General features: G+C 69.7%; 19 protein-coding genes. 10 read left to right on the top strand and 9 right to left on the bottom strand.

The window, feature by feature from the left end; all coding sequences use genetic code 11:
- Window positions 1-39 precede the first annotated feature (39 nt).
- Both ACR9E9_RS09950 and ACR9E9_RS09945 read left to right on the top strand, forming a co-directional pair.
- Window positions 40-1,731: a DEDD exonuclease domain-containing protein gene (locus tag ACR9E9_RS09950; RefSeq protein WP_435198328.1), complete on the top strand. Its 1,692-nt coding sequence runs from the start codon at window positions 40-42 to the stop codon at window positions 1,729-1,731.
- Window positions 1,728-2,006: an Lrp/AsnC family transcriptional regulator gene (locus ACR9E9_RS09945; RefSeq protein WP_435198327.1), complete on the top strand. Its 279-nt coding sequence runs from the start codon at window positions 1,728-1,730 to the stop codon at window positions 2,004-2,006. Before ACR9E9_RS09950 ends, ACR9E9_RS09945 begins: the two co-directional genes overlap by 4 nt.
- 18 nt (window positions 2,007-2,024) lie before the next feature.
- On the opposite strand, the gene trpD is transcribed toward ACR9E9_RS09945, so the two are convergent.
- Together trpD and ACR9E9_RS09935 are read right to left on the bottom strand one after the other, a co-directional pair.
- Complete coding sequence (trpD, locus tag ACR9E9_RS09940; RefSeq protein ID WP_435198326.1) at window positions 2,025-3,095, bottom strand: anthranilate phosphoribosyltransferase; 1,071 nt, start codon at window positions 3,093-3,095, stop codon at window positions 2,025-2,027.
- The gene (locus ACR9E9_RS09935) at window positions 3,092-3,556 is read right to left on the bottom strand and encodes a hypothetical protein (protein ID WP_435198325.1); all 465 of its coding nucleotides are present in this window, start codon (window positions 3,554-3,556) and stop codon (window positions 3,092-3,094) included. The genes trpD and ACR9E9_RS09935 overlap by 4 nt, the downstream gene beginning before the upstream one ends.
- Before the next feature lie 146 nt (window positions 3,557-3,702).
- On the opposite strand from ACR9E9_RS09935, the gene ctaE reads away from it, so the two are divergent.
- The 6 genes from ctaE to ACR9E9_RS09905 all read left to right on the top strand — a co-directional run bounded on the left by ctaE (window position 3,703) and on the right by ACR9E9_RS09905 (window position 9,788).
- On the top strand, window positions 3,703-4,305 hold the full coding sequence (ctaE, locus tag ACR9E9_RS09930; protein WP_435198324.1) for an aa3-type cytochrome oxidase subunit III: 603 nt from the start codon (window positions 3,703-3,705) through the stop codon (window positions 4,303-4,305).
- Window positions 4,306-4,361: 56 nt separating this feature from the next.
- On the top strand, window positions 4,362-5,144 hold the full coding sequence (qcrC, locus tag ACR9E9_RS09925) for a cytochrome bc1 complex diheme cytochrome c subunit (protein WP_435198323.1): 783 nt from the start codon (window positions 4,362-4,364) through the stop codon (window positions 5,142-5,144).
- 40 nt (window positions 5,145-5,184) lie between these two features.
- Window positions 5,185-6,297, top strand: coding sequence for a cytochrome bc1 complex Rieske iron-sulfur subunit (gene qcrA, locus ACR9E9_RS09920; RefSeq protein ID WP_435198322.1), 1,113 nt, complete (start codon window positions 5,185-5,187; stop codon window positions 6,295-6,297).
- A 2-nt stretch (window positions 6,298-6,299) separates the two neighbouring features.
- Window positions 6,300-8,024 (top strand): cytochrome bc1 complex cytochrome b subunit, encoded by a 1,725-nt coding sequence (gene qcrB / locus ACR9E9_RS09915; RefSeq protein WP_435198321.1) that lies wholly within the window; start codon window positions 6,300-6,302, stop codon window positions 8,022-8,024.
- A 115-nt stretch (window positions 8,025-8,139) separates the two neighbouring features.
- Window positions 8,140-9,405 carry a multidrug effflux MFS transporter gene (locus tag ACR9E9_RS09910; protein ID WP_435198320.1) on the top strand — a complete coding sequence of 422 codons (1,266 nt, stop codon included), beginning with the start codon at window positions 8,140-8,142 and terminating at the stop codon, window positions 9,403-9,405.
- Window positions 9,405-9,788 (top strand): metallopeptidase family protein, encoded by a 384-nt coding sequence (locus tag ACR9E9_RS09905; protein ID WP_435198319.1) that lies wholly within the window; start codon window positions 9,405-9,407, stop codon window positions 9,786-9,788. The genes ACR9E9_RS09910 and ACR9E9_RS09905 overlap by 1 nt, the downstream gene beginning before the upstream one ends.
- Before the next feature lie 111 nt (window positions 9,789-9,899).
- Here the strand turns inward: ACR9E9_RS09905 and ACR9E9_RS09900 are convergent, their stop codons facing one another.
- The 4 genes from ACR9E9_RS09900 to ctaC all read right to left on the bottom strand — a co-directional run bounded on the left by ACR9E9_RS09900 (window position 9,900) and on the right by ctaC (window position 14,293).
- On the bottom strand, window positions 9,900-11,099 hold the full coding sequence (locus ACR9E9_RS09900; protein WP_435198318.1) for an Ig-like domain-containing protein: 1,200 nt from the start codon (window positions 11,097-11,099) through the stop codon (window positions 9,900-9,902).
- A gap of 136 nt (window positions 11,100-11,235) precedes the next feature.
- Complete coding sequence (locus tag ACR9E9_RS09895) at window positions 11,236-11,637, bottom strand: cytochrome c oxidase subunit 4 (protein ID WP_435198317.1); 402 nt, start codon at window positions 11,635-11,637, stop codon at window positions 11,236-11,238.
- The gene (ctaD, locus tag ACR9E9_RS09890; protein WP_435198316.1) at window positions 11,634-13,376 is read right to left on the bottom strand and encodes an aa3-type cytochrome oxidase subunit I; all 1,743 of its coding nucleotides are present in this window, start codon (window positions 13,374-13,376) and stop codon (window positions 11,634-11,636) included. The genes ACR9E9_RS09895 and ctaD overlap by 4 nt, the downstream gene beginning before the upstream one ends.
- Window positions 13,376-14,293 carry an aa3-type cytochrome oxidase subunit II gene (gene ctaC, locus ACR9E9_RS09885; protein WP_435198315.1) on the bottom strand — a complete coding sequence of 306 codons (918 nt, stop codon included), beginning with the start codon at window positions 14,291-14,293 and terminating at the stop codon, window positions 13,376-13,378. Before ctaC ends, ctaD begins: the two co-directional genes overlap by 1 nt.
- A 103-nt stretch (window positions 14,294-14,396) precedes the next feature.
- Here ctaC and ACR9E9_RS09880 point away from each other — a divergent pair, with 103 nt between their 5' ends.
- Together ACR9E9_RS09880 and ACR9E9_RS09875 are read left to right on the top strand one after the other, a co-directional pair.
- Window positions 14,397-15,590, top strand: a complete 1,194-nt coding sequence (locus ACR9E9_RS09880; protein ID WP_435198314.1) for a cysteine desulfurase family protein — start codon at window positions 14,397-14,399, stop codon at window positions 15,588-15,590.
- Between the two features lie 5 nt (window positions 15,591-15,595).
- A complete protein-coding gene (locus ACR9E9_RS09875) occupies window positions 15,596-15,847 on the top strand; it encodes a sulfurtransferase TusA family protein (protein WP_435198313.1) in 252 nt (83 codons plus the stop codon).
- On the opposite strand, the gene aat is transcribed toward ACR9E9_RS09875, so the two are convergent.
- From aat to erpA, 3 genes are all read right to left on the bottom strand, one after another.
- Window positions 15,811-16,533 carry a leucyl/phenylalanyl-tRNA--protein transferase gene (gene aat / locus ACR9E9_RS09870; protein ID WP_435198312.1) on the bottom strand — a complete coding sequence of 241 codons (723 nt, stop codon included), beginning with the start codon at window positions 16,531-16,533 and terminating at the stop codon, window positions 15,811-15,813. The two genes, ACR9E9_RS09875 and aat, sit on opposite strands and share 37 nt — an antisense overlap.
- A gap of 19 nt (window positions 16,534-16,552) precedes the next feature.
- Window positions 16,553-17,542, bottom strand: coding sequence for a carbohydrate kinase family protein (locus ACR9E9_RS09865; RefSeq protein ID WP_435198311.1), 990 nt, complete (start codon window positions 17,540-17,542; stop codon window positions 16,553-16,555).
- An 81-nt stretch (window positions 17,543-17,623) separates the two neighbouring features.
- Window positions 17,624-17,998: an iron-sulfur cluster insertion protein ErpA gene (gene erpA, locus ACR9E9_RS09860; protein WP_435198310.1), complete on the bottom strand. Its 375-nt coding sequence runs from the start codon at window positions 17,996-17,998 to the stop codon at window positions 17,624-17,626.
- Window positions 17,999-18,033 lie beyond the last annotated feature (35 nt).

Raw genomic sequence — 18,033 nt, 5'->3', positions numbered from 1 at the left:
TGACACAGGTTGTCGGTGCTCGCGCCTACCGTCAGGGACATGGAGGTCGTGCAGGAGAGATTGGGTGACCTCGGCACATCGCTGGCCGAGGTCACCTTCGTCGTCGTCGACCTCGAGACCACCGGCGGTTCCCCCCGCGACTGCGGGATCACCGAGATCGGGGCGGTCAAGGTCCGCGGCGGCGAGGAGCTCGGGGAGCTGCAGACCTTCGTCAACCCCGGCGCGCCGATCCCCGCCTTCATCCAGTCCCTCACCGGCATCACCGACGCGATGGTCGCCGATGCGCCCCGCACCGGCGAGGCGGTGGCCACCTTCCTCGAGTTCGCGAAGGGGGCGGTGCTCGTCGCCCACAACGCGGGCTTCGACATCGGCTTCCTCAAGGCCGCCTGCGCGGCCCACGACCTCCGGTGGCCGGGACCCACGGTCCTGGACACCGTCAGGCTCGCCCGGCAGGTCGTGCACCGCGACGAGGTGGCCAACCACAAGCTCGGCACGCTCGCCCGCCACTTCGGCGCCCGCACGACCCCGGACCACCGCGCCCTGCACGACGCCAAGGCCACCGTCGATGTGCTCCACGGCCTCATCGGCCGGCTCGGCTCGGTCGGTGTCGACACGCTCGAGGAGCTGAGCTCCTACTCCTCGCGGGTCAGCGACGACCAGCGCCGCAAACGCCACCTCGCCGACGGACTGCCGTCGGCCCCGGGTGTCTACGTCTTCAAGGACGAGCGCGGCGAGCCCCTCTACGTCGGCACCTCCGTGGACATCCGCTCCCGGGTGCGCAGCTACTTCACCGCCTCCGAGCAGCGCCGCCGGATGGGCGAGATGGTCCGGTTGGCGACCACGGTGACCCCGATCGTGTGCGCGACGACCCTCGAGGCCGGCGTCCGGGAGCTGCGTCTGATCGCCGAGCACAAGCCCCGCTACAACCGGCGCTCGCGTCACCCCGAGCGGGTGTGGTGGCTCAAGCTCACCGACGAGGCCTTCCCCCGGTTGTCCATCGTGCGCGCGGTCACCCGGGACGACCTCGCCTTCGCCGGCCCCTTCGGCTCCCGCGGGCACGCCGAGGAGGCCATGGCCGCGCTCCACGACGCGGTACCCCTGCGTCAGTGCCTGACCCGCATCTCCCCCCGCCGTCCCACCTCGGCGTGCGTCCTGGCGGACCTCGGCCGGTGCGCGGCGCCGTGCACCGGTGCCGTGAGCGTCGAGGAGTACGCCGTGACCGTCGCCGACGCCGTCGGGGTGCTCGTCGGCGACTCCCGCTCCGCCGTCGCCGCCGTGCGCGATCGGATGCGCGTGCTGTCCGACGGTGAGCGTTTCGAGGAGGCCGCGGCCCTGCGCGACCGGCTCGCCGCCCTGGTCAGGGCCACCTCGCGCAACCAGCGCGCGGCGCCGGTCCGCGAGGCCACCGAGATCGTCGCCGCACGGCGAGCCCCGAGGGGTGGCTGGGATCTCGTCTGCGTGCGCCATGGCCGGCTGGCCGGGAGCACCCACTCCCCGGCCGGCGCCGACCCGATGCCCTATGTCACGGCGCTGCAGGCCAGCGCCGAGGTGGTCTCCCCGGCGACCGGCCCCGGCACGAGCGCGCTGCCCGCGGAGACCGAGCTCGTCCTGCGCTGGCTCGAGGCCGAGGGCACCCGACTGGTCGAGATCGAGGGCGAGTGGACGTGTCCCGTCGGCGGTGCAGCCGCCGCCCACGAGGAGCTGGCGCCTGCTCTAGGGTGGGCCTCGTGATCACTGCCATCGTCCTCATCCACGCAGAGACCGCCCGCATCCCCGAGGTGGCCGAGGCCGTCGCCGACCTCGACGGCGTGAGCGAGGTCTACTCCGTCGCCGGGGACGCCGACCTCATCGCCATGGTGCGGGTGCAGCGGCACGAGGACCTCAACAGCGTCATCGCCGGTCGGCTGAACAAGGTCGAGGGCATCGTCGACACGTCGACGCACATCGCCTTCCGCGCCTACAGCCGCCACGACCTCGACGCGGCCTTCAACATCGGTCTGGAGTAACCCGGGGCTCCTCGGCCCTCAGCCGCCCGCCACGCTGGCGGCGTCCTGGGTCTCGCGGACCCAGCGCTCGAGCTGCTGCCCGACCCGACCCGAGTCGAGGGCCTCCTCGACCGCGTCCATCCCCGCGCGGATCGTCGCGACCGGGTCGGCCGGGAGGCCGGGACCGGACCGGGCCAGCGCGACCGCCGCGCCGGCATTGAGGACGACGGCATCGCGCACCGGCCCCCGGTCGCCGGCGAAGAGCCGGCGCGCGACCTCGGCGTTGAACTCCGCGTCCCCCCCGCTCAGCGAGTCGAGCGGGCTGCGGACGAGACCGAGCTGCTCCGGGGTGACGTGCAGCTCGACGATCTCGCCACCGGCCACCCACCACACGTGCGAACCGTCGGCGACCGTCAGCTCGTCCAACCCGTCGTCGCCGCGGAAGACCAGGGCATCCGTGCCCCGCTGGGCGAAGACGCCGGCCATGAGCGGAGCGACCCGCTCGTCGGCGACCCCGACGACCGAGTACGTCGGACGCGAGGGGTTGGTCATCGGGCCCAGCACATTGAGCGCCGTGCCGATGCCCAGGTCGCGCCGCGGTGCGGCGGTATGGCGGAAGGAGGGGTGGAAGGTCTGCGCGAAGCAGAAGGTGATCCCGGCGCGCTCGGCCACCTGCGCCACGGCGTCGGCCGGGAGCGAGAGGGTGACGCCCAGCGCCTCGAGGACATCCGCGGACCCGGACTTCGAGGACGCCGCCCGGTTGCCGTGCTTGACCACGCGTACACCGGTCGCGGCGATGCACACGGAGGCCATCGTCGAGATGTTCACCGTGCCGGCCATGTCGCCACCGGTTCCGACGATGTCCAGGGTCGGGCCCCCGACCTCGATCGGCAGCGCGTGCTCGAGCATGACGTCGGCCAGCGCACGCAGCTCGGTGACGGTCTCCCCCTTCGCCCGCAGGGCCACGAGGAAGCCGGCGATCTGGGTGGGTGCGGCGTCGCCGGACATCATCTGGCGCATCGCCCACGACGTCTGGTCGCCGGTGAGGTCGCTCCCCGTGAGGAGGGTGGTGAGGACGCCGGGCCAGGTGTGGGTGGCCGCGTCGCTCATCGGCCGGCCACGCCCCGGGCCAGGGTGGCGACCGCGTCGGCGACGGCGATCGGGTCCAGCGGGTGCGGGACCGACCCGTCGGCCATCGACCACGTCGCGAGCCAGCCGTCCTGCGGACGACCCGTGAGCACGAGGACCGGCGGACAGCCCAGGACCTCGACCTTCAGCTGCCGGCACAGCCCGAGACCACCGGTCTTCGCCGCCTCGCCGTCGAGGATGACCAGATCGATGTCACCCGCCTCGACGGCCTCGACGACGGCGGCGGGCGTGGCGCACTCGAGCCAGGACGCCACCTCGACGTCACGCGCCGGCCGCCGGCCGACGGCCGCCCGGACCGCGTCGCGCGTGGTGATGTTGTCGCTGTGGAGCAGGAGACGCACGGTGGTCGGCGTGACCTCCGTCGCACCGGAGTTCGTGCCCACGGCGGGCCGGGAAGGGGTCGGCTGCGAGGTACCGGTCATGCGTGGATCCTAGCCCTCCCGAGGCCGCCGGGACTCGCGGAGGGGGGTGGCACGCGACCGGATCCCGGAGAGGTCATAATGGTCGCGTGGCCTCTGCAACCTCTCTGCCTTCACACGCGTCCGGGAGTCCCTTGGCGGATCCCGCCATGGGACCAGTCAGCCGACCCAACATGGTGTCCGTCGGCACCATTGTCTGGCTCTCCAGCGAGTTGATGTTCTTCGCCGGGCTCTTCGCGATCTTCTTCACGGTCCGGTCGATGCGACCGGAGCTGTGGGAGAGCAACATCGAGCTGCTCAACGTGCCCTTCGCGGCCGCGAACACCCTGATCCTCGTGGTCTCCTCGGTGTGGTGCCAGCTCGGGGTGATCAAGGCGGAGCACGGGCAGAAGTCGCGGACCGGTTCGCTGCTCAACGTCGGCGGGTGGGGCATGCGTGAGTGGTACATCCTCACGTACATCTTCGGTGCGGTCTTCGTCTCCGGACAGATCCTCGAGTACGCCACGCTCGTGAGCGAGGGCGTCAACATCGCCAGCGACTCCTGGGCGTCGATCTTCTACCTGACGACGGGCCTGCACGGCATCCACGTCACCGGTGGCCTCATCGCCTTCCTCCTGATCATCGGCCGCACCTACACGACGAGGAACTACAGCCACGCGCAGCAGACCGGCGCCGTGGTGACCTCGTACTACTGGCACTTCGTCGACGTCGTGTGGATCGCCCTCTTCGCGGCCATCTACCTCCTGGGCTGATCCCGATGCGCCGCCCGACCCCCCGACCCCGCCGCCCTCGGACGACAGGACCCTCCATGCCCAAGCTCTCTCGCCGCCACCCCGCGGCGATCGCCCTGCTGCTCATGCTGGGCCTCTTCGTCACCGGCACCGCCTACTCGGCCGTCGCACCGAAGGACGCCGAGGCCAGCGTGACGAGCGCCAACAACGTGGAGAAGGGCAAGAAGCTCTTCACCGCCAACTGCGCCAACTGCCACGGCGCGAACGGTCTGGGCGTCCAGGACAACGGCCCGAGCCTGGCCGGTGTCGGCGCCGCCTCCGTGGACTTCCAGATGGGGACCGGACGCATGCCGATGGCTGCTCCCGACGTGCAGGCTCCCGCCGGCGGCCAGGTGAAGTTCTCCGAGGAGGAGATCTCCGACATCGGCGCCTACGTCGCGACCCTCGGGGCCGGCCCGTCGGTCCCCGAGGCGGAGCTGACGGACGGTTCGAAGGGCGACCCGGGCAACGGCGGTGCCATCTTCCGCGTCAACTGCGCCATGTGCCACTCCAGCGCGGGTGCCGGAGGCGCCCTGACCCGGGGCAAGGACGCCCCTCCCCTCGCCGGCTCCTCGGGCAAGCACATCTACGAGGCCATGGAGACGGGGCCGCAGAGCATGCCGGTCTTCAACGACGCCAACCTCGACCCCGAGGCCAAGCGGGACGTCATCGCCTACATCGAGGCCCAGCAGGAGGCCGGCAACCCCGGCGGCAACCCACTGGGCGGCTACGGCCCCGTGCCCGAGGGTCTTTTCGCCTGGACGATCGGTCTCGGCCTCCTCGTAGGCTTCGCCGTCTGGCTCGGCCAGAAGTCCGCCTGACAGACCTGACAACTCGCCACACAGACAGGACCGACGACAGATGAGTGAGCACACCCCGACAGGGGCAGCGCCGCAGGAGCCCACGGGCTCCGAGGCGGCGCGCCTCGACCAGGGCCACGTGCAGGGCACCGGCGGTGTCCCGGAGCAGTTCGCCAACCCCGGCCTTCCTCCCCACGTGCTGCGCAACGCCGACCTGGACGAGAAGGCGGCCAAGCGGGCCGAGCGTCAGGTGGCCCTGCTGTTCCTCGTGTCCATCCTCGGCACGGTGCTCTTCCTCGTGGCCTACTTCATGGTGGACGTCGACACCCAGGTGTGGGTGCCGATCACCAACGAGATGAGCCTGTCGAACCTGCTGCTGGGTCTCGGTCTGGCCTTCAGCCTCCTGGGCATCGGCCTCGGCGCGGTCCACTGGGCGAAGACGATCATGCCCGACGCGGAGACCGTCGAGATGCGTCACCCGATGCGTTCGACCGACGAGGACCGCACGGGCTTCGTGGACACGATGCTCGAGGGTGGCGAAGCCGCCCAGCTGACGCGTCGGCCGTTGATCAAGATGACCTTCGGCGCTGCCATGGGCCTCTTCGCCGTCCCGCTGCTCGTCCAGATCGGCGGTTCGCTCGGCCCGCTGCCGAAGAACGACCTCTCGGTCACCTTCTGGGACAAGAGCGAGAACGGCCGGTCGAACCAGCTGCGCCTGCACCGCGACCCTGAGGACACCCCGATCCGCCCCGCCGACGTGACGATCGGCTCGGTCTTCCACATCCAGCCGGCCGGCCTGCTCGAGCTGGATGACGACAAGCTCAGCGAGATGAGCAAGACCTCCGTGCTCCTGATGCGCTTGGACCCGAAGCAGTTCCAGGACACCGACCGGGGCCGCAAGGCCCGCGACTGGGGCTACCAGGGCATCGTCGCCTACTCCAAGGTGTGCACCCACGTCGGATGCCCCGTCGGGCTGTACGAGCAGACGACGCACCACCTGCTCTGCCCCTGCCACCAGTCCACCTTCGACGTGACCAATGACTGCGAGGTCATCTTCGGTCCCGCCGGACGTCCGCTGCCGCAGCTGAAGATCACCGTCGACAGCAAGGGTTACCTCATCGCTGACCAGCCCTTCCAGGAACCGGTCGGCCCGAGCTTCTGGGAGCGTGGTTGATCATGACCAGTAGTGCTCGTCCCGCCGACAACCTGCGGGCGGACGACGTCCCCGCCAAGGCCCCGATGTCCCCCGGCCTGAAGAAGGTCGGTGGGGTCGCCGGTTGGATCGACGACCGGACCGGTTCCGCCAAGGGCGTCGGGTACCTCATGAAGAAGGTCTTCCCCGACCACTGGTCCTTCATGCTCGGTGAGATCGCCATGTACTCGATGATCGTGTGCCTGCTCACCGGGGTCTTCCTCACCTTCTGGTTCGACCCCTCGATGGCGCACACCACCTACGAGGGCAGCTACGCGCCGCTCCAGGGTGTGGAGATGTCCCGGGCCTACGCCTCCACGCTGGACATCTCCTTCGACATCAAGGGCGGACTGCTCATCCGGCAGATCCACCACTGGTCGGCGCTGATGTTCATCGTCGCCCTGTCGGTGCACATGCTCCGCGTGTTCTTCACCGGTGCCTTCCGCAAGCCGCGCGAGATCAACTGGGTCATCGGCTGCATCCTCTCGCTGCTCGCGCTCGTCGAGGGCTTCGCCGGCTACTCCCTGCCGGACGACCTGCTCTCCGGCACGGGTCTGCGTGCCGCGCAGGGCTTCATGGTCGCGGCGCCGGTCATCGGCAGCTACCTCAGCTACGGGCTCTTCGGTGGCACCTTCCCCGGCGAGGTCATCATCCCGCGCCTGTACTCGATCCACATCCTGCTGCTGCCGGCGCTGCTCATCGCGCTGTTCACGGCGCACATCGTGCTCGTGGCACTGCAGAAGCACACCCAGTACCCCGGCCCGGGCAAGACCGAGGACAACGTCGTCGGCTTCCCCGTCATGCCGGTGTACGCGGCGAAGGCCGGAGGCTTCTTCTTCATCGTCTTCGGTGGTCTGGCGCTCATCTCCTCGCTGATCCAGATCAACGCGGTGTGGGTGCACGGTCCCTACGAGCCCAATGCGACCACCGCCGGCGCCCAGCCCGACTGGTACATGGGCTTCCCCGACGGGGCGCTGCGACTGCTACCCGGTTTCCTCGAGTTCGAGACCTTCGGGTTCACCTGGGCCTGGCCGGTGATCATCGGTGCGCTCCTGGTCATCCCCGCCTTCTACGGCGGCATGATCGCCTATCCGTTCATCGAGGCCTGGGTCACCGGTGACAAGCGCGAGCACCACCTGCTCGACCGCCCGCGCAATGCACCCACCCGCACCGCTCTGGGCATGGCTGCCATGACGCTCTACGGCGTGATGCTGTTCGGCGGCAGCAACGACATCGTGGCGATCAAGTTCGGCCTGTCGATCAACGACATCACCCTCCTGCTTCGCGTCCTGACCTTCGTGGGGCCGGTCATCGCCTTCTGGGCGACGCGCCGGATCTGCCTCAGTCTCCAACGGCACGACCGCGACCTCGTCCTCCACGGGCGAGAGAGCGGACGGATCGAGCGCGGTGCCGACGGCGAGTTCCACGAGGTCCACGAGCCGATCGACCCCTACACGCGGTGGACGCTGGTCCAGCACGAGGGAGCTCCCCCGCTGGAGCTGACGTCGACCACGGACGAGAACGGTGTCGAGGACAAGAAGGCCGCTCGCAAGAACGCCCTGCGAGCGAAGCTGCACTCCTTCTACTTCGGCGGTGCCGTGGACCCGGTCTCCCCCGCGGAGCTCGAGGCCGCGCACCACGACCATGGTCACGAGGCCATCGAGTCCGGCGACACGGACCGGGACAGGGACAAGATCTCGACCCACTGACCGACCCCGGTCAGCGACCGAGCAGGCCCCGGAGGATCTCCTCCGGGGCCTGCGTCGGTCGTGGTCGGTGGGCCGCGGCGACGCCGCTCACCGGTGGTGCGAAGATGGCCCGAAGATGACCGAGCCCACCCGTACACCCCGACCGGCGGGGGTGCCCCGCCCCGCCTCGCTGGCACTGACGACGGTGCTCCTCGCGCTGCTGGGCATGTTCGGTCCCTTCTCCATCGACACCGCCTTCCCTGCCTTCGCCCAGATGGGCGAGGAGTTCGACGTCACCGACGCCTCCATGCAGCTGGTCGTCAGCGCCTATCTCGGGTCCTTCGCGGTCATGAGCCTCTTCCACGGGCCGTTGAGCGATGCGCTGGGCCGCAAACCGGTGATGATCACGGGGGCGGTCGTGTACTCCGTGGCATCCATCGGGTGCGTCTTCTCCCCTTCGCTGCCGGTCCTCCTGCTCTTCCGGGTCCTCCAGGGCGCCTCGGCCGGCGCGGGCACGATCGTCTCGCGCACGGTCGTCCGGGACCTCTACGAGGGCCCGGCAGCACAGCGGCTCATGGGCACGGTCGCGATGATCTTCGCCATCGGCCCCGCGATCGCCCCGATCATCGGCGGCTGGTTGCTCCTCCTGGGTCCGTGGCAGCTGATCTTCTGGTTCCTCAGCGGCTTCGGCGCGCTCATCGCCATCACGACGCTGTGCCTCCTCCCGGAGAGCCACCCCAAGGCCGACCGCACACCCATGAACGTGCGAGCCATCAGCACGGCCGTCCTGCAGGTGGGTCGTCGGCGCAGCTTCGAGGTCCTCGCCGCTGCGCAGGCCTTCTCCTTCGCCGGGCAGTTCCTCTACATCGCGGCTGCACCGATCTTCGTCGTCACGCTCCTCGGGAAGGGGGAACAGGACTTCTGGGTCTTCTTCGTCCCCATGGTCGGGGGCATGATGGCCGGGTCCTTCACCAATGCGCGGCTCGCGGGTGTCGTCAGCGGTGACGGGCTGATCATGGGCGGGCAGGCCGTGGCGATCACCGGAGCGGTCATCGGGCTGGTCCTGGCCCTGCTCCCCGCGACCGACGGTCTGCCGTGGGCCGTCGTGGGCCCGACGGCCATCGGCTTCGGCACCGGCATCTCGCTGCCCGTCTACCAGCTGGCCCTGCTCGACGCCGTGCCACACGCTCGCGGTACGGCGGCGTCCGTGTCCACCTTCCTCATGCTCCTGCTCAACGCGGTCCTCTCCAGCGCCGTCGTGCCCATCGCGGCGACCTCGCTGGCTCGGCTCTCCGCCACCAGCCTGGCTCTGCTCGTCCTCGGCGTGGGGTGCTTCCACCTGCATCGCATCGCGACCCGTCGACCACGCCGTGTTCCATCCATGACCCCGGAGGTGACCTGATGATGCAGATCGGTGACGAGGAGTTCGACGCCGCCGTGCGTGATGCCCTCGACGAGGTGCCACAGGAGCTGCTCGGCATGCTCGACAACGTCGTCTTCTTCGTCGAGGACGAGCCCGGGACCGAGCATGCCGACCCGGGCTTCTCCCCGGAGGAGAACGCCGCCCTGCTGGGGATCTACCTGGGCACTCCCCTGACCGAGCGGGACGGTGGATGGGCAGCCGGGGCGCTCCCGGACCGGATCGTGCTCTTCCGGGGCCCGTTGACCCGCATGTGCGCGGACCTCGACGAGCTGCGGGAGGAGATCACCGTGACGATCGTCCACGAGGCCGGGCACCACGTGGGGATCGACGAGGACCGGCTCCACGAGCTCGGCTGGGGTTGATCCTCCCGGGTGGGGGTGGGGGGGCCACCGCCTCCCCCCTTCCCCCGCATCTGCCTAGGCACATACGAACTCCACTCCGCACCTGCCTAGGCAGATGCGGATGGGGGGGGGTCAGGAGAGGGCGCTCTGCTGCTGCCACTGTCCGTAGGAGTACTGCCAGACGCCGATGCCCTCGGTCGGTAGGAACTCGCGCCCCGAGCCGGTGAAGTCCACGGGGTCACCGGGCAGGGAGTGCTCGTAGAACCAGCGCGCGTTCCCCGGTGCCATGTTGACGCAGCCGTGGGAGACGTTGCTGCTGCCCTGGGCGCCGACGGACCATGGCGCGGAGTGGATGAACTCGCCGGTCCAGGTGACGCGGACGTTGAAGTCCGTGTCGACCTTGTAGTACCCGGGTTCCCCCTTGTCGATACCGATCGTCGACGCATCCATCGTCATCTCGCGCTTCTTGTTGATGACGACCTTCGTCCCCGACCGGGTCTCGGTCTCCTTGCCGGGCTTGCCGCTGCTCACCGGGTAGGTCTTGATGGCCTTGCCCCCGCGCGTCACGGTCATCTCGTGCTTGGCGATGTCGACCGCCGCGAGCTGCTTGCGACCGATGGTCATGGATCCGCTCGCGTCCTCGCCGACCCACTTGTCCTCCCCGGTCCGGAAGCCGGTGATCGGGGCGTCGATCGCCACCGTGGTCCCGGGCTCCCAGTAGTCCTTGGGGCGCCACATCAGCTGGCGGTTGTCCAGCCAGCCCCAGGACCCCTCGACCTTCGGGGTGGTCTTGACGGAGACGGCCTCCTCGATGGCCTTGCGGTAGGTCGCGTCGGTGACCTGGGTGTCGAACTGGATGCTCACCGGCATCCCGACTCCCACGGTCTGTCCGTCGTAGACGATCCCGTAGGTCGCGGTGACCTCGGGCTCGTGCGTGGTGAAGGTGCTCCGCTGGGTCGTGGACCCACCCTCGGGACCGTCCGCCGTCACCGCGACGCTGTAGGTGGTGTCGGGCTTCAGACGGCCGGTGGAGGACCACTTCTGGCCCTCGGCCCGCCCCTCCACGTCGTCGACCCCCGAGGCGGTCACGCTCACCCGGGTCAGGTCTCCGCGCATCACCTCCACGGTGATCGGGTCATCCGGCATCACGTCGGTGCTGCCCCGGGCCGGACTGACCCTGACGTCTGCGGCGGGTGGCTCCTCGTCGGTCGCTGCCGAGGAACTGGAGCTCGACCGCTCGCTCGGGGACGCGCCGCCGGCGCATCCCGCCAGGAGGACCGCGAAGAGGACGGCAAGAGCAAGGACCCGCACGCGGGACCTGATGACCTTCACGAAGAGTTGCACCCCCAGGGAAGCGTGTGCGATGCGCCATGGTCGAGTCGTGTCGTCCATGGCGCATCGGCACCGCGCAAGAAGTTGGTGGGGTCCAGACCGTCACCGACGCGAACCCACCCGGAGAGTGTACTCCTCAGTGCGCGTGCTCACCCGTGTAGTACTCGAAGACCCAGCCGCAGAGCGCCCAGACGCCCACGAGCGCACCGAGTGCGGCGACGAAGCCACCGACGGCCACCCCGAGGAAGATCAGCGCGCCGGCCAGCGACAGCCACAGCGGCCACCAGGAGTAGGGCGAGAAGGTGCCGTACGGGCCCTCCTGCTGGGCGATCTCCCCGTCCTCGTCGTCCTCGGGCCGCAGGGGCAGCTTGCGGGCGACGATCCACAGGAAGAAGGAGATCATGAAGCCGAGGCCGGCGCAGAGGTACAGCGCGACCCAGCCCACCTCCTCGGTCCATCCGGTCCAGAAGCCGTAGAGGGTGGCGACGGCAGCGAAGAAGACGCCGATGATGGCGAAGAAGGCGATCTCAGGCTTCATCGGGTGACCTCGTCCTGGCTCGTCGGGGCGGCCGCCTGCTGCTTCGCGACCCGGGCGCGGATCGCGGCAGGCGCGTACTCGGGGTGGTTCATGTCGAAGACCGGGCGCTCGGAGCGAATCGGCGGGATCGAGGTGAAGTTGTGCCGCGGCGGGGGGCAGGAGGTCGCCCACTCGAGGCTGCCGCCGTAGCCCCAGGGGTCATCGACCTCGACCTTCTTCCCGCTGACCTGTGTCTTCCACACGTTGTAGAAGAAGGGCAGGAAGCTCACCGCGAGGATGAGCGAGCCGACCGTGGAGATCTGGTTGGCCAGCTGGAAGTTGTCCTCGGGCATGTAGTCCGCGTAGCGCCGCGGCATCCCCTCGACACCGAGCCAGTGCTGGATGAGGAAGGTCATGTGGAAGCCGATGAACAGCAGCCAGAAATGCACCTTGCCCAAGAACTCGTTGAGCATCTTGCCGGTCAACTTCGGCCACCAGAAGTACATCCCGCCGAAGAACGAGAAGACGATCGTGCCGAAGAGCACGTAGTGGAAGTGCGCCACGATGAAGTAGGTGTCGGTGATGTGGAAGTCCATCGCCGGGCTGGCCATGATCACGCCGGTCAGACCGCCGAAGAGGAAGGTCGTGAGGAAGCCCAGCGCCCAGATCAGCGGGGTGTCGAAGACGAGCTTGCCGCCCCACAGCGTGCCGATCCAGTTGAAGAACTTCACCCCGGTGGGCACCGAGATCGCCATCGTCATGATCGCGAAGAAGGGCAGGAAGACCTGACCGGTGCCGTACATGTGGTGGGCCCAGACGGAGACCGAGAGGGCCGCGATGGCGATCGTCGCGAAGATCAGCGTCTTGTAACCGAAGATCGGCTTGCGGGAGAAGACCGGCAGGATCTCGGAGATCACGCCGAAGAAGGGCAGGGCGAGGATGTAGACCTCGGGGTGGCCGAAGAACCAGAAGAGGTGCTGCCACAGCAGGGCCCCACCGCTCTCCGCGGCGAAGATCTGGCCCCCGAAACGTCGGTCCACCCCGAGGCCGATCAGGGCCGCGGCGAGGACGGGGAAGGCCATGAGGACGAGGACCGAGGTGATCAGGACGGTCCAGGTGAAGACCGGCATCCGGAACATCGTCATGCCCGGAGCGCGCATGCAGATGATCGTGGTGATGAAGTTGACCGCCCCGAGGATCGTGCCGAAACCAGCGAGCGCGAGGCCCCAGACCCACAGGTCACCACCGACGCCGGGGCTGTAGTTCGGGTCGGACAGCGGGGCGTAGGCCGTCCAGCCGAAGGAGGCAGCGCCGCCGGGGCTGAACAGCCCCGCGGCCGCGATGATGCCACCGAAGAGGTAGAGCCAGTAGGCGAACATATTCAGCCGCGGGAAGGCGACGTCCGGGGCGCCGATCTGCAGCGGCATCAGCGCGTTCGCGAAGCCGGCGAAGGCCGGTGTCGCGAAGAGCAGCAGCATGATCGTGCCGTGCATGGTGAACATCTCGTTGAACTGCTCGGGGTTGTCCACCACCTGCAGGCCGGGGGCCCACAGCTCGAGGCGGATGACCAGGGCCATGAGGCCCCCGAGGAGGAACCACAGGAAGCTGGTCACCATGTAGAGGTTGCCGATGACCTTGTGGTCGGTCGTGGTGACGTAGCGGAAGAACTGCGCGCCGGCCTTCTCACGACGCACGATGGTGCGCTCGGGGACCTCGGTCTCGCTGGTGTTGCGGGACAGTGCGCCAGAGATCGTGGACATCAGTTCTCCTCGTCTTCGATGAGCTTTTCATCGCGGCGGTCGTCACCGAGCATCTTGAGGTCCTGCTTGTTGATCTTCTCGCGGTTGAGGTCGTTCCCGAGGAGGCCGCTCTGGCCCTTCTTCTCGAGGTCGGCCATGTGCGCGTCGAACTCGTCCCGCTCGACGACCTTGACGTTGAAGAGCATCTGCGAGTGGTAGGCGCCGCACAGCTCGGCGCACTTGCCCTGGAAGGTGCCGGTCTCGGTCGGGGTCACCTGGAAACGGTTGACGATGCCCGGGTTGACGTCCATCTTCTCGAGGAAGGCGGGCACCCAGAAGGAGTGGATGACGTCGCGGGAGGTCAGGACGAACTCGACCCGCTCCCCCTTCGGCAGGTACAGGGTGGGCAGGTTCTCCTCGTGCCCCTCCTTGCCGTCGAGCGGGGCCATCAGACCGGCCTCGTGGACGTCCTCGTCGACGTAGTTGAAGTCCCAGCTCCACTGCTTGCCGACGACGTTGATCGTCGTGTCCGGCTCCTTGGAGGTGTCGATGAGCTCCTGCTGCGCCTGCTGGTTGTAGTAGAACAGCGCGCCGACCATGAGCATCGGCACGACCGTGTAGAGGATCTCCAGCGGCACGTTGTACTGCAGCTGCACCGGCAGCGAGCCGTCGTCGTCCTTGCGGCGGCGGTAGGCGACCATGCACCACAGAGCCAGGCCCCAGACGAGGACACCCACGGCGAGAGCGGCGACCCAGGACCAGATCCAGAGGTTCTCGACGTACTTGGACTGCTCGGTGATCCCCTCGGGCAGGTACCCGTTCTTGGGATCGGTGTTGACGCCGACCGCGCTGCAGGCCGAGACGGCCGAGATCGCGACGACGAGTCCGATGGCACCGATTCCACGACGCGTACGCCGGGAGGTCGTGCTCGAAGACACAGGCAAGGGGCACCTACTACTGGTCCGAAGTGTTCAGAAGACAAGCGTTACGTTACCGCAGCAGGCACCGTCGCCCGACGAAGGGTGGCACTAGCCTGCAGGCGTGGCGCAGCAGACTGATTCGACCTCACCGGCCCCCTCGGGCGGTGCCCCCACGGAGGGTCTCGTCGGGCTGCTCGACGCCTCCCCGGGGCCGGTGCTCCCAGCGGCCCTGGACGCGTGGCGGGCGGCCCACGGCGCGGCGTGGGCGGACCCCACCGCCCGGCACACCGCAGGGCGCCGGACCCGGGCGCTGCTGGACCGGGCCCGGGCGGTCGTCGCCGAGGGCCTGGGCGTGCGTCCGGACGAGATCACCTTCCACTCCAGCGGGGACCAGGCCGCCCGCACCGCCCTCTCCGGCCTGGCGCGGGGTCGCCGGCGACGGACCGGCGGGTGCGTGACGAGCGCCGTGGAGCACTCGAGCCTGGTGCGGTGGCTCCGGGCCGGTGGGACCCCGCCGGTGGAGGTGGCGGTCACGCCGACCGGGGCCGTGGACCTCGATGCCTGGCGTGCAGCGATCACCGGGGAGACCCCCTTCGCGGTCCTGCAGTCCGCCAACCAGGAGGTCGGCACGCGCCAGCCGGTGGCCGCCGCCCGCGCCGTCACGGCCGAGCACGGCGTACCGCTCCTCGTCGACGCCCGGGCCGGGCTGGGCCGGGAGCCCGCACCCACCCACTTCGACGTCCTCGTCGGCGACGCCTCCTCGTGGGGCGGTCCCCGTCTCGGGGTGCTCGTGGTCCGCACCGGGACCCGGTTCGCACCGCACCACCCGCCGAGCCCGCACGAAGGGGGTCTGGCCCTGGATCCGGTCGATGTCCCGACCGCCCTCGCGGCCGCCGAGGCCTGGCGGCAGGTCGCGGCCACCCGTGCGGACGACGCGCGAGCGGCCCACGACCTCATCGACCGGGTCCGCACCACGGCGAGCGGGATCGACGGCGTCGACGTCGTCGGTGACCCGCACGACCGGTTGCCGCACGTGTGCACCTTCTCGGTGCTCTACGTCGACGGGGAGACGATCCTCGACGAGCTCGCCCGACGCGGTCTCGCCGTGGCCTCCGGGTCGGCGTGCACCGCCGACACCCTGGAGCCGAGCCATGTGCTCGCGGCGATGGGAGCGCTGACCCAGGGCAATGTCCGACTCACCCTCCCCCTGGCGGCGGTGTCACCGGACCGTGACGCGGACGTCGACCGGCTGTGCGACGAGCTGCCGGCCGCGGTGGAGGCCTGTCGGCGACGACTGGGCACGACGGGACTGTGATCGAGGTGGCCCCCACCGAGGTGGACTCCCGCGGGACGCTGTGCCCGCAACCGATCATCGACGTCGCCCGGGTGGCGCGCACGCTCGACGGCGGCACGCGGGTGCGGCTGCTGGCCGACGACCCGGGCGCCGACGCGGACGTGCCGGCGTGGGCTCGGATGCGCGGGCACGCCGTGGAGTCCCGCACCGAGCTGACGCAGGACGAAGGGGGCGGCGTCGCCTACGTCGTCGCGCTGGGGTCGAGCGCCGGCGCCTGAAGTGCGGCGGCCAACCGGGCCAGGTACTCCCGCCGGTGGACCTCCTCGATGCCCATGGACCCCAGGTGCGGTGTGCGCCACTGGACGTCGATGATCCGGCGCGGGTCGCGGTCGGCGCCCACGAGCCGGTCGAGGTGGACGAGGGCGGTCTTGGACGCGTCGGTGGCGCGGTGGAACATCGACTCCCCCGCGAAGAGCCCGCCGATCGCGAGTCCGTAGAGACCGCCGACGAGGGTCCCCGCCTCGTCACGCACCTCGATGCTGTGCGCCCACCCGAGGGCGTGCAGCTCGAGGTAGGCGTTCGCGACGTCGTCGGTGATCCAGTACCCCTCCCGACCGGGGTCGGCACACGCGGCGACGACCTCGGTGAAGGCGTGGTCGACGGTCACGGTGAAGCGACGCATCGAGCGGCGCAGGGACCGGGAGACGTGCACCCGGCCGGGCACGAGGACCCCGCGCCACGTGGGGCACCACCACCCCATCGGGGGGCTGCCCCCTTCGCCCAGGCCCATGGGGAAGATCCCCAGGCGGTAGGCCGTGAGCACGGATGCCGGGTCGAGGGTCCCGCCGACACCGACGACCTCCGAGTCGTGGCCGGCGTCGACGGACTCGATCCCGGCGCGCAGGTAGCCCGCCCACAGGGGGGAGGCCCCGGCGGGTTCGATCGGGGGGAAGGGAGGGCTCATCCCGGTCGCTCGGGTCGCCTCAGGGGCGCGGGCAGCGGATGTGGCCGGCGATGAGGTCGGCGCTCTCGCGGCCGTAGGCCTCGCTGAAGCGCTCGAGGAAGCGGGCGGTGCCGAGCTGGTACTCCTGCGTGCCGACCGTCTCGACGACGTACGTCGCGAGCATCGAGCCGAGCTCGGCCGACTCCCGCAACGGCAGGTCCTCGGCCACCCCGGTGAGGAATCCGGCGCGGAAGGCGTCACCGACCCCGGTCGGGTCGGCCTTGGTCACCTCGCGGGCGGCGCCGACGACGATGGGCTCGTCGAGGTCCTCACCGGTGATCCGCACGCCCTCCGGGCCCAGGGTCGTCACGCGGTGGCCGACGCGGGCGTTGATCTCCTCCTGGCTCCAGCCGGTCTTCTGCTCGGTGAGGTGCGACTCGTACTCGTTGGTGATGAGGTACGCGGCGCCGTCGATGAGGTCGCGGATGAGCTCCCCGTCACCGAAGGCGAGCTGCTGGCTCGGGTCGGCGACGAAGGGGATGCCCCGGTCACGGCACTCGGCGGTGTGGCGGCGCATGGCGTCCGGGTCATCGGGGCCGACGAGGACGAGGTCGAGGCCGCCGACGCGGGCGGCGATCGGGGCGAGCTCGATCTCGCGGGCCTCGCTCATGGCCCCCGCGTAGAAGGTCGCGATCTGGGCCATGTCGTCGTCCGTGGTGCACACGAAACGCGCGGTGTGCTGGGTCTCGGAGACGTGCACGGACTCGCAGTCCACTCCGTGGCGCTCGAGCCAGCTGCGGTAGTCGTCGAAGTCCTCACCGACGGCGCCGGCGAGGACCGGGCGCTGACCGAGGTTGGCCATCCCGAAGGAGATGTTGGCCGCGACACCCCCACGGCGGATCTCCAGCGTGTGGGCGAGGAAGCTCACGGAGATCTTGTCCAGCTGGTCGACGACGAGCGAGTCCGCGAAGCGGCCCGAGAAGGTCATCAGGTGGTCGGTGGCGATGGATCCGGCGATGGCGATGGGCACCCGCGTCACCCTACAGATGCGGGAGACACGAAGGGCCTCCCCACCGGATCGGTGGGGAGGCCCTGTCGGTGCGTGGTCGGCTCAGCTGAAGCTGTCGCCGCAGGCGCAGGAGCTGCCCGCGTTGGGGTTGTCGATGGTGAAGCCCTGCTTCTCGATCGTGTCGGCGAAGTCGATCGTCGCGCCCGTGAGGTACGGGGCGCTCATCCGGTCGACGACGACTCCGACACCGTTGAAGTCCTTCACGAGGTCCCCGTCGAGGGAGCGCTCGTCGAAGTAGAGCTGGTACTGCAACCCGGAGCAGCCGCCCGGCTGGACGCCGATGCGCAGGCGCAGGTCATCGCGCCCCTCCTGCTCGAGGAGCGACTTCACCTTGCCGGCGGCGACGTCGGTGACGATGACGCCGTGGCTCTCGGTGGCCGCGTCGGGAGTGCTGGCCTGGGTGTCTTGGACGCTCATGCGATGTCCTCACGGCTCGGGTACGTAGTGGGTGA

Source organism: Janibacter sp. GS2, from assembly GCF_051200835.1.
Taxonomy (GTDB): Bacteria; Actinomycetota; Actinomycetes; order Actinomycetales; family Dermatophilaceae; genus Janibacter.
This window is presented reverse-complemented; position numbering and strand designations above follow the sequence as displayed.

What these genes read in the sequence shown, in the direction of transcription:
- ACR9E9_RS09950 (WP_435198328.1), top strand. Translation starts at nt 40, where the DNA reads ATGGAGGTCGTGCAGGAGAGATTGGGTGACCTCGGCACATCGCTGGCC.
- trpD (WP_435198326.1), bottom strand. Translation starts at nt 3,095, where the DNA reads ATGAGCGACGCGGCCACCCACACCTGGCCCGGCGTCCTCACCACCCTC.
- ACR9E9_RS09935 (WP_435198325.1), bottom strand. Translation starts at nt 3,556, where the DNA reads ATGACCGGTACCTCGCAGCCGACCCCTTCCCGGCCCGCCGTGGGCACG.
- ctaE (WP_435198324.1), top strand. Translation starts at nt 3,703, where the DNA reads ATGGGACCAGTCAGCCGACCCAACATGGTGTCCGTCGGCACCATTGTC.
- qcrC (WP_435198323.1), top strand. Translation starts at nt 4,362, where the DNA reads ATGCCCAAGCTCTCTCGCCGCCACCCCGCGGCGATCGCCCTGCTGCTC.
- qcrA (WP_435198322.1), top strand. Translation starts at nt 5,185, where the DNA reads ATGAGTGAGCACACCCCGACAGGGGCAGCGCCGCAGGAGCCCACGGGC.
- qcrB (WP_435198321.1), top strand. Translation starts at nt 6,300, where the DNA reads ATGACCAGTAGTGCTCGTCCCGCCGACAACCTGCGGGCGGACGACGTC.
- ACR9E9_RS09910 (WP_435198320.1), top strand. Translation starts at nt 8,140, where the DNA reads ATGACCGAGCCCACCCGTACACCCCGACCGGCGGGGGTGCCCCGCCCC.
- ACR9E9_RS09905 (WP_435198319.1), top strand. Translation starts at nt 9,405, where the DNA reads ATGATGCAGATCGGTGACGAGGAGTTCGACGCCGCCGTGCGTGATGCC.
- ACR9E9_RS09895 (WP_435198317.1), bottom strand. Translation starts at nt 11,637, where the DNA reads ATGAAGCCTGAGATCGCCTTCTTCGCCATCATCGGCGTCTTCTTCGCT.
- ctaD (WP_435198316.1), bottom strand. Translation starts at nt 13,376, where the DNA reads ATGTCCACGATCTCTGGCGCACTGTCCCGCAACACCAGCGAGACCGAG.
- aat (WP_435198312.1), bottom strand. Translation starts at nt 16,533, where the DNA reads ATGAGCCCTCCCTTCCCCCCGATCGAACCCGCCGGGGCCTCCCCCCTG.
- erpA (WP_435198310.1), bottom strand. Translation starts at nt 17,998, where the DNA reads ATGAGCGTCCAAGACACCCAGGCCAGCACTCCCGACGCGGCCACCGAG.